Origin of the sequence: Frankia sp. CpI1-P (assembly GCF_001421075.1) — a bacterium.
Lineage (GTDB): Bacteria > Actinomycetota > Actinomycetes > Frankiales > Frankiaceae > Frankia > Frankia torreyi.
Map to the genome: position 1 here is coordinate 197,640 of NZ_LJJX01000002.1, position 13,062 is coordinate 210,701.

Annotated in this window: 6 protein-coding genes and 11 pseudogenes; 4 read left to right on the forward strand and 13 right to left on the reverse strand. The window is 72.6% G+C overall.

Going from position 1 to position 13,062, the window contains the following annotated elements:
- Positions 1–29: 29 nt before the first annotated feature.
- Complete coding sequence (locus FF86_RS02380) at positions 30–758, reverse strand: acetyltransferase (protein ID WP_044883747.1); 729 nt, start codon at positions 756–758, stop codon at positions 30–32.
- A 155-nt stretch (positions 759–913) separates the two neighbouring features.
- Here FF86_RS02380 and FF86_RS02385 point away from each other — a divergent pair, with 155 nt between their 5' ends.
- Positions 914–1,897 (forward strand): NAD-dependent epimerase/dehydratase family protein, encoded by a 984-nt coding sequence (locus tag FF86_RS02385; protein ID WP_044883746.1) that lies wholly within the window; start codon positions 914–916, stop codon positions 1,895–1,897.
- A gap of 237 nt (positions 1,898–2,134) precedes the next feature.
- Here FF86_RS02385 and FF86_RS38670 read toward each other — a convergent pair.
- The 7 pseudogenes from FF86_RS38670 to FF86_RS38710 all read right to left on the reverse strand — a co-directional run.
- Positions 2,135–2,246 (reverse strand): annotated as a pseudogene (locus FF86_RS38670) (polysaccharide biosynthesis protein); the annotation flags it as partial.
- A 1-nt stretch (position 2,247) separates the two neighbouring features.
- Positions 2,248–2,305, reverse strand: a pseudogene (locus FF86_RS38675) (hypothetical protein); the annotation flags it as partial.
- 39 nt (positions 2,306–2,344) lie between these two features.
- Positions 2,345–2,567 (reverse strand): annotated as a pseudogene (locus FF86_RS38685) (polysaccharide biosynthesis protein); the annotation flags it as partial.
- A gap of 27 nt (positions 2,568–2,594) precedes the next feature.
- A pseudogene (locus FF86_RS38695) lies at positions 2,595–2,815 on the reverse strand (polysaccharide biosynthesis protein); the annotation flags it as partial.
- Position 2,816: 1 nt separating this feature from the next.
- Positions 2,817–2,883, reverse strand: a pseudogene (locus tag FF86_RS38700) (hypothetical protein); the annotation flags it as partial.
- A 1-nt stretch (position 2,884) separates the two neighbouring features.
- Positions 2,885–3,059, reverse strand: a pseudogene (locus FF86_RS38705) (polysaccharide biosynthesis protein); the annotation flags it as partial.
- Position 3,060: 1 nt separating this feature from the next.
- Positions 3,061–3,893: pseudogene (locus FF86_RS38710) on the reverse strand (nucleoside-diphosphate sugar epimerase/dehydratase); the annotation flags it as partial.
- Positions 3,894–4,008: 115 nt separating this feature from the next.
- Here FF86_RS38710 and FF86_RS02395 point away from each other — a divergent pair.
- The 3 genes and pseudogenes from FF86_RS02395 to FF86_RS35230 form a co-directional block, all read left to right on the forward strand.
- Positions 4,009–5,985 (forward strand): polysaccharide biosynthesis tyrosine autokinase, encoded by a 1,977-nt coding sequence (locus tag FF86_RS02395; protein WP_044883744.1) that lies wholly within the window; start codon positions 4,009–4,011, stop codon positions 5,983–5,985.
- A gap of 1,016 nt (positions 5,986–7,001) precedes the next feature.
- On the forward strand, positions 7,002–7,963 hold a 962-nt coding region (locus tag FF86_RS38715; RefSeq protein ID WP_242418061.1), incomplete at its 3' end, for a DUF4012 domain-containing protein.
- 360 nt (positions 7,964–8,323) lie between these two features.
- Positions 8,324–8,521 (forward strand): annotated as a pseudogene (locus tag FF86_RS35230) (hypothetical protein); the annotation flags it as partial.
- Positions 8,522–9,787: 1,266 nt separating this feature from the next.
- Here FF86_RS35230 and FF86_RS02410 read toward each other — a convergent pair.
- The 5 genes and pseudogenes from FF86_RS02410 to FF86_RS38730 all read right to left on the reverse strand — a co-directional run.
- Positions 9,788–11,077 carry an FAD-binding oxidoreductase gene (locus FF86_RS02410; protein WP_255354297.1) on the reverse strand — a complete coding sequence of 430 codons (1,290 nt, stop codon included), beginning with the start codon at positions 11,075–11,077 and terminating at the stop codon, positions 9,788–9,790.
- Between the two features lie 224 nt (positions 11,078–11,301).
- Positions 11,302–12,048: a succinate dehydrogenase/fumarate reductase iron-sulfur subunit gene (locus FF86_RS02415; protein WP_044883743.1), complete on the reverse strand. Its 747-nt coding sequence runs from the start codon at positions 12,046–12,048 to the stop codon at positions 11,302–11,304.
- Between the two features lie 121 nt (positions 12,049–12,169).
- Positions 12,170–12,596 (reverse strand): annotated as a pseudogene (locus FF86_RS38720) (fumarate reductase/succinate dehydrogenase flavoprotein subunit); the annotation flags it as partial.
- 1 nt (position 12,597) lies between these two features.
- Positions 12,598–12,793, reverse strand: a pseudogene (locus FF86_RS38725) (fumarate reductase/succinate dehydrogenase flavoprotein subunit); the annotation flags it as partial.
- Position 12,794: 1 nt separating this feature from the next.
- A pseudogene (locus FF86_RS38730) lies at positions 12,795–13,062 on the reverse strand (FAD-binding protein); the annotation flags it as partial.

Here is a 13,062-nt window from a genome sequence, read left to right on the forward strand (position 1 = left end):
GCCGGGCCGAAACAGGCGAATCGGTGCCCTCAGCCCGATGTCGGGGCGTCGCGTTGGCCGGGCGGGCGGCCGGTGCGGTCGCCGGGCGGCCGCGGTCGGTCGGGGGCGGCGTCGATCGGCCGGGCGGGCACGCCCGCGACGACCTGGGCGGCGCGGATGTCGTCGGTGACGACGGAACCGGCGCCGACGACGGCGCGGTCGCCGACGTTGCGGCGGGCGACGATGTTGGCCTGGGCGCCGATCCACGCCTGGGCGCCGACGGCCACCCCGCCGGAGATCCGCGCTCCTGGCGCGACCGTCACGTAGTCGCCGAGGCGGCAGTCGTGGGCCACGCTGGCGCCGACGTTGACCACCACGTGCCGACCGGTGCGGACGTTCGTGGTGATGCTGGCCAGCGCGCAGACCACGGTGCCGGGCCCGAGGCGGACGTCGCCGCCGAGGCTGGCGCGGGGGTGGACGAGAGTCGCGGGGCGCCGGCCGTGGACGCTGGCGTACCGGTCGACGCGGAGGCGGGCGGCGGCGTCACCGAAGCCGATCAGGTAGTCGGCGTCGAGGCGGCCGAGCAGGTCCAGCCCGCCGAGCAGGGGCGCGCCGCGGCGGGCGACGGGGTCGGGGTCCGCCGACCCGTCGTCGAGGAAGCCGAGGAAGGTGTAGCGGGTCCGGCCGTCGGCCATGTTGACCGCCTCGACCACGTCGAGCAACTCCCGGCCGTGGCCGCCGGCGCCCACGATGACCAGCGAGCGCGGGTGGTCGGGCACGCGGTGACCCTAGACCGGCGTCACTATGAGTTCAACGTGACACTCAAGGTAGCCGTGTGGGCGGTGTTCTCGGCCGCCTCCGCGCGGGGTGGTCGGCGGATCGGGTCGACTCAACTACTATCAGCATCCTTCTGAATTCGAAGGGTGATGAATCGGTGAAGGTAGTCGTGACGGGCGGTGCCGGTTTCATCGGTGCCCACCTGACCAGAGCGCTGCTCGCCACCGGGGCCGAGGTGGTGGTGATCGACGATCTCAGTACCGGGGCGGTGTCGAACCTCGCGGGCCTGCCCGTGAAGCTGGTGATCGGCAGCGTCACCGACCGTTCCCTGGTCGAGGAGGCGTGCACGGGAGCGGGGAGCATCGTGCACCTGGCCGCGCGGCCGTCGGTGGAACGTTCACTGCTGGACCCCATGGCCACCCACACGGTCAACGCGACGGGCACCCTGACGGTGCTCGGCGTCGCCCAGCGCGCCGAAACCCACGTCGTCCTCACGTCGTCGTCGTCCGTCTACGGCGGGGCGGGGCCGCTGCCCCGCGCGGAGGACGCCCCCACCCTGCCGCGTAGCCCCTACGCGGCCTCGAAGCTCGCCGCGGAGGGGTACGCGCTGGCCTATCAGGCCGGGTTCGGCCTGCCCGTGCTGGCCGTCCGGCTGTTCAACGTGTTCGGCCCGTACCAGTCGGTGGGGCACGCCTACGCCGCCGTCGTCCCTTCCTTCATCGACGCCGCGCTCGCGGGACGGTCGCTGACGGTCCACGGCGACGGCCGCCAGACCCGGGACTTCACCTACGTGGCGGGCATCGCCGACATGCTGTGCGACGCGGCGGTGCGCCGGGTGAGCCACCCGCGGCCGGTCAACATCGCCTTCGGCACCCGCACGGATCTGCTCACCGTCATCAGCGAGCTGGAGCGCATCGTCGGGCGCCGGCTGAGCGTGCACCACGACGCCCCTCGCACCGGCGACATCCGCGACTCCCAGGCGGACGCGGCGACGATGCGGACGCTGTTCCCCGATGCGACCGGACTGGACCTCGCCGCCGCGCTGGAGGCGACGGTCGCCTGGTACGCCGACCGGACCGGCACCACACCGGGCGCCGGTCCCGGCGCGGTGCCCGGTGCACCGGCATCCGAGCGATTCTGACCCATCGCCGCCCGCCGGGTCACGGCGTGACGGGCCGGGTGGCGTCGGAGCGGTCCGCGGTCGGCTGGCGGGGAATCAGGCCGGCCGCCGGGGCGGGCGGGGCGGCCGGGGTCTCGACAGCCGCGGTGGCGGGGACGAGGACCTCCTCGCGGGCCAGGGCGGCGAGCTCGGCCAGCACCTGCGCCGGCGGGGCCCAGGGGTCGAGGGCGAGCGCCCGGGTCGGGTCCAGCGCGGGCNCATCGACATGCGAGATCAGGGGATGGTGCGGGCGCTGGTCGGTCTCGCCGTCGCCGAACAGCTCCTCGTGCAGCTTCTCCCCGCGGCCCAGGCCGGTGTAGACGATCTCGATNGGCTGCCTCTCGCGAGCCGCGAGCCGCGCGGCGACGTCCGCGATCCGCACCGGGTCGCNCATGTCGAGGACGAGGGCCTCACCGGGGGCGCCGAGCNCGCCGGCCTGCAGCACGAGCTGAACGGCCTCGGGGATGGTCATGAAGTACCGGGTGACGTCGGGATGGGTGACCGTGATCGGGCCACCGGCGGCGAGCTGGCCGGCGAAGACGGTGAGCACGGAGCCGTTGCTGCCCAGCACGTTGCCGAACCGCACGCTGACCAGCGTTCCGTCGGCCTCCCGGGCCAGGTGGGCGGTGAGCCGTTCGGTGATCCGCTTCGANTAGCCCAGCGCGCTGACCGGGTTGGNGGCCTTGTCCGTCGAGATGTTCACCAACCGCTCGACGCCGCAGGCCACGGCCGTCCGCAGGATCGCCAGCGTGCCCCAGACGTTGGTCTTCACCGACTCCCCGGGGAAGCGTTCGAGCAGGGGGAGGTGTTTGAGGGCGGCGGCGTGGAAGACGACCTGCGGTCGGCGCTCCATGAACAGCGTGGTGACGAGGTCGAGGTCGCGGATGTCGCCGAGCACGANCGCGTCGTCGTCGAGCATCGCGCGGCCGGTGATCGACAGTTGCACCGCCCGCAGCGCGGACTCGTCCNGGTCCAGCATGATCAGTTCGGCCGGACCATACCCGGCGATCTGTCGGCACAGCTCCGAGCCGATCGACCCGCCCGCGCCGGTCACCAGCACCCGGCGCCCCACCAGGTAGCTCCCGGCGGCGGCCATGTCGGTGCGGACCTGGCGGCGGCCGAGCAGGTCGGCGAGGTCCAGGTCNCGGATGTCGCCGACTCCGACCCGTCCGTCGATCAGATCGGCGACCTTGGGCAGGACCTTCACGATGAGACCGACGCTCTCGGCGATTCTGCTGATGTCCCGGAGCAGTCCGGCGTCCGCGCTCGGGATGGCCACCAGCAGGGTCCTCGCTCCGGTGGCTGCCGCAACCGGGCCGATCGACTCCCGTCCGCCGAGCACCCGGACCCCGAACAGGCGCAGGTTGTGCAGGTTCGGGTCGTCGTCCAGCAGGGCGACGGGGTAGTAGGGGCTGTCCTGGGTGCGCAGCATCGCCGCGAGGACCCCTTCGGCTCCGTCGCCGGCGCCGAAGATCAGCACCGGCTCGGCGCTGTCCCGGTTCGGCCGGCGTAGCTGCTCCTCCACCAGCCGCCACAGGTAGCGCACGCCGAACATCACGACCAGGGTCACCGCACCGCCCAGCAGCGGCACGCTCAGCGGCATCGGGCGCGGCGAGCTGAACACGGCGATGACGACGAGCACGCCGACGTTCGTCAGCAGCACCGCCACGAGCAGCCCGAGGACCTCCTCGAAGCCGCCGAAGCGGTAACGCCCCAGATAGAGGTGCAGCGCCGTGCCCAGGAAATGGAGCAGGCAGACCGCCAGGGCGCAGATCACCCAGAAGTCGAGGTCGGCCAGGGCGTCGTGGGCGAAGTCGAACCTTCCGAGCTGGGCCGACGTGAGGCCGAGGACCATCGCCGCGCTGTCCAGGGCGATCTGCAGTCCGACCCGTTGGCGGAGGTTGAGCCTCAGGACGCGCCGCGCGAGGTGCGCTGTCCGCCGCCGGTCGACCGTGCCGTCTACTCTACGTCTCCACATGAGGTCATAGGGTAAGCGTGACTGAGAGTAAAATAATCGCTACTCATCGAGTATGTTGAGGCGATCCTCGATGACGTGAGTGGTCGGTACATACATCCCGGAGGGTGGTCGACGAGTGGAACTGCGCGACTATGTCCGCGTCCTTCGCCGCAGCTGGATGCTCATGGTGGCCTGCGTGGTGCTCGGCGGCCTGCTTGCCGCCGCCTCGACCTGGCGGGCGACGAAGGAGTACGCCGCGTCCGTGACCATGGTCGTCTCCTCGCCCGACAATGCCGAGGGCGCCGCCTCGGCCTACCAGGGCGGGCTGCTCTCCCAGCAGCGGGTGAAGTCCTACGCGAACCTCGTGGCCAGCGAGCGGGTGGCGGCCTCGGTCATCGACCGGCTCCACCTGAAGTCGACCCCGGAGGCACTGCGGGGGCAGATCTCCGCGCAGGCGGTCCCGGACACCGTGCTGCTGCGCGCCACCGTTCGCGACCGGGTGCCGAGAAGGGCCCAGTCGATCGCCGACGCGGTCGGCGAGTCGTTCTCCGTCGCCGTCGCCCAGATCGAGGCTCCCGCGGGCAACGAATCGCCGTCGGTTCGGGTGAGCGTCTGGGAACGCGCCAAGCTGCCGGTCTCCCCGGTCTCCCCGCAACCGACCCGCAACATGGCTCTCGGTCTGCTGCTCGGGCTGATTGCCGGCGTGGCGGTGGCGCTCGTCCGCTTCCGCCTGGACACCAGCATTTCCGGGGTGGAGGACGCGCGGGAGTCGACGGACCTGCCCAACCTGGCCGTGATCGCCTTCGACACCGACGCGGTCCGCCGGCCGCTCATCACCAACGCCCGGCTGCACTCCGCCCGCGCGGAGGCATTCCGTCAGCTTCGCACCAACCTTCAGTTCGTCGACGTGGATGCCGGCCCCCGGTCGATCCTCGTCAGCAGCTCCGTGGCGGGAGAGGGCAAGACCATCACGATCTGCAACCTGGCCATCAGCCTGGCCCAGGGCGGTGCCCGGGTCTGCCTGATCGAGGGCGACCTGCGCCGCCCGTCGTTCGGGGACTATCTCGGCGTCGAGTCCGCGGCGGGCCTGACCTCCGTCCTTATTGGCGCCGCCGACCTCGACGACGTGCTGCAGCCGTGGGGCGAGGGCCGCGTGGGGGAGGGTCGGGTCGAGGTGCTCGCCTCCGGACCGGTTCCCCCGAACCCCAGCGAGCTGCTGGGCTCCAAGGGCATGGCCGATCTCGTCGCGCTCCTGCAGGCCCGGTTCGACATCGTACTGATCGACGCCCCGCCTCTGCTCCCCGTGACCGACGCGGCGGTGCTCGCGACCCGGGCCGAGGGGGTACTGCTGGTGGTGCGGGTCGGCCGGACCCGTCGCGAGCAGCTTCGCCGCGCCGCCGAGGCGCTGCGCGCGGTGGACGCCCGGATGGTCGGCACGGTACTGAACATGGTCCCGACGAAGGGGCGGGACGCCGCCTACTACTACGGCCAGTACGGCAACTACGCGCCGCGAGGCCGGCACGCCCGCTCGTCGACGCTACGGGCGGCCAGCATCCCCGCGCCGGACGCTGGCGTCGGGCCCGCCCGACCGCTCGGCGCGCCCGCGTCGACCGGCGCGTCGTCGTCGGGATCGTTCCCGTCAGGAATGTCGTCGTCGGGCTCGTCGTCGTCGGCCGCCGCGGCCGGCCGTTCCGGTGGCACCCGAGCCGCGGCCGGGGACAGCGGGCGTGGGGCCATCTCCGTACCGGCCGCGCGGGAACCGATCGATGCGGATCCGGCCGCCTCGGCGGAATCCGGCGAGCCGGGAGACCTGGCCGGCGCCGGGCTGCGCAGCGGCTCCGCTGTTCCGGGGCACGCCCGTACCCGCCGGGGTGAGACTCGGCCGGGCGACGCCGGCAGGTCGGCGACGAAGCCGCCCGCGGATCGCCACACGCCCGGAGGCCGGCCCGACGGCTCGGCCGGGACCGACAGCTCACCCGGAACCGGCAGCTCGCGGAGTGCCGGCAGCTCGCGGAGTGCTGGCAGCTCGCATGGTCTCGGCGGCCCGGGTGGTACCGGCTCCGCCGCGGCGACGGGCGGACGCGACTCCACCCGACCGCCGTCCAACCGGTGACGGCTGGGAATTCGGGGGCTGAGGGATCCGGGAACAGCGGTGCAGGCGGCCGCCCGGACGCAGGACAGGCCATTCCGCGCCAGCTCGGCGTGGAGTCCGCCCCGGACGGCGTGCCGAGCCGGGCCGGGGCGCGTTCGGCGTCCTCGGCCGGCAGGCCGGCCGACCGGGGTGCGGTGGCTCCTGCGCCCGGGACTGTCACCGCTGCCCCCGGTGAGATCGGTGCCGCCGGTCAGCCAGGTGGGTCTGAGGCGATCGTTGCGTCCGAGTCGATCGGCGCGGCGGATGCGAGTGGTGTGGCAGATCCGGCCGGGGAACAGACCGTGGCCGGGGAACAGACCGTGGCCGGCGCGAGCGGCGGGCAGCCCGCGGGCGGAACAGCGTCGTCCCGCCGACGCGGCGGACGGGCCCGCTGGCTGATCGGGGGCCTCGCTGTCGCGTTTGCCCTGATCGCGGGCCTCTCCGGCTGGGTGGCCGTCCGCGGTCTGATGGCGCACTCGCAGCTCGACGAGGCCCGTACGCGCATCGCGACGTTGCAGCGGCAGGTGCTGGCCGGGGACATCCCGGCCGACGATGAGCTCCGGGCACAGGTGGCGGGGATCGCCGAGCGGGCCCGGGCTGCCCGGTCACTCACCGGCGACCCGGTGTGGTCGGCCTTCGGACGGCTGCCGTGGGCAGGCTGCCCGCTGCGCTCGGCGGCGGCGCTCGTGCGGGCCGTCGACACGATGGCCGGCGCCGGGCTGCCGTCCGTCGCGGACCTCGGCGGTGACCTCAATCCGGACCGGCTGCGCCACCAGATGACGATCAACGTTTCCGCGTTGGCGGCGGCCCGCGTCCCGGCCGAGCGGGCCGCGGCGGCGCTGTCGGCGCTGTCGGCGGCCGCCGAGAGAACCGAGACCTGCGGCTGGCCGGGTCGGGTCAGCGGCGTCGAGGACGCCCGCGCCGAGGTGATCGACCGCGGGCGAACCCTGTCCGGGGCGTTGGACAGCGTGGCGCTGGCGGCCCGCATCGGGCCGGACATGCTCGGAGCCTCCGAGCGGAGGCGCTACCTGCTGATCGTCCAGAACCCCGCCGAGTCCCGGGCGACCGGCGGGATCATCGGCGGCTTCGGCCTGCTGACCGCGGATCGGGGGCGCCTGTCCCTCGACGGCATCTCCGGCAACGGCTCGCTACCTGGCGGTCCCACCCAGCAGACCCCGGCCACCGTGCTACCGGGCCCGTTCGCGGCGCGCTACGCGTCGTTCTGGCCGGACCGGGTGTGGGCCAACGCCAACCTGACGCCCGACTACCCCACGGTCGGCAAGCTCTACTCCCATCTCTACCGGACCGGGACTGGCATCGACGTGGACGGCACCATCAGCGTCGACCCGACCACGCTGTCCTATCTGCTGGCGGCCAGCCGGCCTGCGGTGCTGCCCGACGGCCAGGTCGTCACCTCGGCAAACCTGGTCGACCTCGTCGAGTCCAAGGTGTACGCCCGCATCCCGACGGTGCCTGCCCGAGACCGTTTCTTCGCTCAGGTGGGTCAGGCCGTCTATGCGGCGGTGGAATCGGGCAGCGGGGACACGACGAAGCTGCTCACCGCCATGTCCAAGGCGGCCAAGGAGGGGCGACTCAATCTGTCAAGCAACCACTCCGATGAGCAGGACGTTCTTTCGACGACCGCGCTGGGTGGCGCGCTGCCGACGGGATCCGGCCCCTATCTCGCCGTCGTTACGCAGAACGCCACGGCAAGCAAGCTCGACTACTGGCTTCGCCGCCGGACCAGCTATCGGGTGCAGCGGCTGCCGAACGGAGCCGGCGCGGTGACGATCGCCGTCCAACTGACCAACATGGCCCCCGACGGCCTGCCGGAGTACGTCCGCAAGCGCGAGGATGTCCGGAACTTCGGCGGCAACCCGCAGGCCCAGAACAACCTCTGGCTGTCGGTGTACACGGGTCGGGGCAGCCTGTTCGCCGGTGCTCATCTCGACGGCCAGCCNCTCGGGCTGACCAGCGGTTCCGAGGACGGTCTGCCCATCGTCTCCACCTACCTGACCGTCGATCGTGGCCAGACCAGGACCCTGGAACTCAAGGTGCTCGAGCCGCAGGCGGGCCCCGCGCTCGCGGTCCGTCCCCAGCCGCTGCCGGTTCCCGAGCGCCTCGACGTCGAGGGGGTGCCGGTCACCTCCCCTTGGTCACGCAGAGTCAAGAACTGACTATGGAGAGTTGTAGACACGGAGAGTAATCATCGCTACTCTCTGTGTATTCAATCATCCAACTGCTTGACCTGATGATCCGCAGGGAGAGTGCCTGTATGAAGTTCCGATCCCTCGGAGTTGCGCTGGTGGCAGGCGGCGGCATGGCGCTCGCCGCCCTGCCGGTTTCTCCAGCTGCGGCGCTCGACACGCCCATCTTCGGCCCCGACGGCCCGGGCGACCCGGGCGGCCCCGACGGTCCGGGCGGCCCTGACACCGGCTATTCGCCGGTGGGCGACGCGGGCACCGTGTGTGCCGGTCCGACCGGGGCGGGCACCCTCGACGATTCCGTTGTCACTGTCNGTGAGACCGTGACATTCAGTGGTTGCGGATTCCTCCCGGGCACCGAGGTCGAGATCGCGCTCGACGGGGAGTACCTGTACCACGCCCAGGTAACGGGCGGCACGGGTGAGTTCAGCGCGCCGGTCAACCTCCCCAGAACCGGCCAGCACACCATCACCGCGGTCGGCGAGGGCATCATCGCTTCACCGCCGGACTCGGTTACGGACTCGCCCTCGGTCGCGGACTCGCCCTCGGTCGCGGACTCGCCCTCGGTTACGGACTCGCCGGACGTGCCCGGCGGCCCGGAGTCGCTCGACGATCAGAGCATCCCGGCTGACCCGGGTCTGGTTGCCGGGCCGGGCGGCCCCGAGCAGCCGGGCCTGCCCGGCGGTCCGGGGGGACCAGGTGGCCCCCCCGGCTACGAGCCGGGCAAGGACAGGTCGATCCTGCCCCCGATCAACACCGGGCTGGCGGTTCCGCTCACGCCCGCGAAGCAGGCGTTGCAGACCCGCGTCGTCAGCGCCTCCGTGCTGGTGATCGGGTTCGGCGAAGANGGCATCGAGGGCCTGCCGTTCAACCCGGGCTGGATCGGCAACTGGATCAACGACTTCGTGTTCGACCACAACGGCAGGCATCGGAACGACCGCGACGACTGCTTCGGCGACAAGGACGGCCGGGACAACAAGGACGGCTTCGGCAAGGANGGCCGCGACGGTAAGGACGGGTTCGGCAACAACGGGTTTGGTAAGGACGGGTTCGGCAACAAGGACATCCGCAACGACAAGGAGCTGCGGGCCGACGAGCTGGGCGGCTCGGACTTCCGTGACGGCAAGGACGGCCGTGACGGCACGATCGGCAAGGACGGCTCGGACTTCCGTGACGGCAAGGACGACTGGTTCGGGGACAAGGACGACAAGGACCGCGACAAGCGTGACGGCGGCCCGTGCTTCGTCGGCGTCGGCGTCGGCGCCGGGGTCGGCGTGGTCGGCGCGGGCGTCGGCGCGGGCGCGGGTCTCGGCGCGGGCGCGGGTGTCGGCGCCGGTGCCGCGGCGCCCGCCGGCGGTGCGCTGCCCTTCACCGGAGTCGAGACCGGGGCAATGGCCTCGATCGCGGTGGCCCTGCTCGGCGGCGGTGCGCTGCTGCGGGTCGCCGCTCGGCGTCGCCGGGGTGCCGGCGCCACCACGCGTACCGAGGCCTGATCGAGCCCGGTAACGCGAGTCGGGTGCGGCCGGGACGGGTGTGTCAACCCATCCCGGCCGCACTCACGCGTGCGGTGGGGTTCCGGCTCAGCGCAGCGGGTCGAAGGGGGCCAGGTCGGCCGCGGGCGTGCCGACGACGATGGCGTCGGCGAGCAGCCGGCCGGTGACCGGGCCCAGGGTGATGCCCCACATGCCGTGGCCCCCGGCGACGAACACCCGTGGCGACGCGGTCGGGCCGATCAGCGGCAGGCCGTCCGGCGTGCAGGGACGCGGCCCGACCCATTCGTGGGTGCGGGTGTCGAGGTCGACCCCGCGCAGCAGGCCACGGGTGGCCTCGACCACCGCGCGGGTGCGGCGCGGATCCGGCGGTGCGTCCGGACGGCGAAACTCCATCATCCCGGCGACCCGCAGGCCGTCGCCGATGGGCGTGCAGGCCACCCGGGAGGCCGGGAAGTAGATCGGCCCGCTGGGCGGCCGCTCGGTCGTGACGTGGAAGCTGTAGCCGCGGCCGGCCTGCACGGGCAGGCGGACCCCGAAGGGTCGGGCCAGCCGGGGCAGCCAGGCGCCGGTGGCGAGGACGGCGGCGTCGAACAGGCCCGCCGCGGGGAGCGGGCCGAGCACCTCGACCCGGTCGCCGACCTCACGCACGCCCGCGACGGCCGTCGTCTCGTGAACCGCACCGCCCCGGGCCCGCACGCTTTCGGTGAGGGCCGCGACGAACCGTCCCGGGTCGCAGAACCGCTGCCCGTGCACGGAGGCGACGTAACGGACCTGCTCGGACAGCAGCGGCTCGAGGTCGCGGGCGGCGAGGGGATCGAGCACCTCGGCGTCGACCGGCTGGCCGGCGGCGCGCACCTCGGCGAGCTCGACGAGCAGCGCGTCGAGGTCGGCGCGGTCCTGGTAACCGGCGAGGAAGGGCGCGGCGGCCCGGGTCGGCGCGGTCACGCCGCCCGCCGCGAGCTCGTCGAACGCGCCGAGGGCCGCCCGGGTCAGCGGCGCGAGTGCCCGCATGGCGCGCCGCCAGCGACCGGTCGTGCTGTGCCGGACGAATCCGGCAACGAAGCGGGCGAGCCCGGCGTCGGCGACCGGCGGCACGTACACCGGCGAATCCGGCCGCAGCAGCACCCGTAGCCCGTAGCGCAGCACCGCCGGCTCCGGCAGCGGGGTGGCGAGGCCGGGGGTGAGCCAGCCCGCGTTGCCCCACGACGAGCCGGCGCCGGCCCAGGTCGGCCCGGTGGTGAGCCGATCCCGGTCGAAGACCGTCACCCGCACCCCGCGTTCCTGCAGGAACCAGGCCACGCACAGCCCGACCATCCCGCCGCCGACCACCGCCACTTGATCGGGAACGTCCCGCGCCCGCCTGTCCACCGTCACGATTGTCCGCCGGCGGCCGCGGGAGCGCCGCGGTTCCGCCCCGTCCGCGAGCTTTGCCACGATTGCCATGATTCTCGGGCGCCGCCACGTGGCGGCGCCCCGCCGACGGGAGTGCTGTCGACGGGGCGCGGGCCGGCCTTCTCTGTGCCCTCCGGTTCCTTGCCCTTCCAGCGGGTTCTGTGTCTGTTTCGTCCCTGTGGAAAGGCAAGGAAGTCGGGCGGGGCGGGCTACTTGCGGCCGAGGGAGGCGCGCAGGTACTCGCGGTTGAGGGTCGCGATGCTGTCCAGCGGGATGCCCTTCGGGCAGGCGTTGGTGCACTCGCCGGTGTTCGTGCAGCCGCCGAAGCCCTCGGCGTCCATCGCCTCGACCAGGTTGAGCACGCGGCTCGCCCGCTCCGGTGCCCCCTGCGGCAGGCTGTTGAGGTGCGTCACCTTCGCCGAGGTGAACAGCATCGCCGAGCCGTTCGGGCAGGCCGCGACGCAGGCCCCGCAGCCGATGCAGGTGGCGTTGTCGAACGCCGTGTCCGCGATCGGCTTCGGCACCGGTGTGGAGTGCGCCTCCGGGGCGCTGCCCGTCGGCGCGCTGATGTACCCGCCGGCCTGGATGATCCGGTCGAGGCCCGACCGATCCACCATCAGGTCCTTGAGCACGCCGAACGCGACCGAGCGCCAGGGCTCGATGTCGATCACGTCGCCATCGGAGAACGAGCGCACATGGAGCTGGCAGGTGGTGGTCAGGGCGCGCGGCCCGTGCGCCTGGCCGTTGATGACCACGCCGCAGGAGCCGCAGATGCCCTCGCGACAGTCGTGGTCGAAGGTGACCGGGTCCTCGCCCTCCAGGGTGAGCCGCTCGTTGAGCACGTCGAGCAGCTCGAGGAAGGACATGTCCGGGTTCGCGTCGGGCACCTCGTAGGCCACCATGCGGCCGGGTTCGGCCGGGCCGGCCTGGCGCCAGATCCGCAGGGTGAGCTTCACGGTCGGCTCCTTGCGCTGTCTGCGCTGTCGTGGTTTTCCGGGAGCGCGCGGGTCATGGGTTGCGCGTCGATCACTGGTGTCTCGTGGTTCATGGCTTGGTTCACGGCTACCCGACCCCGTCTCACGCGTAGTTGCGCTGGGCGAGGTGGACGTAGTCGAACTCGAGCGGCTCCCGGTGCAGGATCGGGGTGCCGCCGGTGCCGCCGAACTCCCAGGCGGCGGCGTAGGCGAACCGGTCGTCGTCGCGGCGGGCCTCCCCGTCCGGGGTCTGGCTCTCGACCCGGAAGTGACCGCCGCAGGACTCCTCGCGGTGCAGCGCGTCGACGCACAGCAGCTCGCCGAGCTCGAGGAAGTCCGACACCCGGTTGGCCCGCTCCAGGCTCTGGTTCAGGCTGGCGCCGCTGCCGGGCACCTTCACCGAACGCCAGAACTCCTCACGCAGCTCGGGCAGGCGGCCCAGCGCCTTGCGCAGGCCGTCCTCGCTGCGCGCCATCCCGCACTCGTCCCAGAGGATCTCGCCGAGCTCGCGGTGGAACGAGTCGACGGTGNGCTCGCCGTCGATCGACAGCAGCCGGTCCAGCCGGCCCGTCGCCTCGGCTACCGTCGCGGCCACCTCCGGGTGGCTGGCGTCGACCTTGTCGAACTTGTTCGACGCGATGTAGTTGCCGAGCATCGGCGGCAGCACGAAGTAGCCGTCGGCCAGGCCCTGCATCAGCGCGCTCGCGCCGAGCCGGTTGGCGCCGTGNTCGGAGAAGTTCGCCTCACCGATGACGAAGCAGCCCGGGATGGTGCTCTGCAGGTCGTAGTCCACCCACAGGCCACCCATCGTGTAGTGGATGGCGGGGTAGATCCGCATCGGGACCTTGTACGGGTCCTCGCCGGTGATCCGGTCGTACATCTCGAACAGGTTGCCGTACTTCTCGCGGACGGCGGCCTCGCCCATCCGCTTGATCGCGTCGGCGAAGTCGAGGTAGACGCCCAGGCCGCCGGGGCCGACCCCGCGGCCCAGGTCGC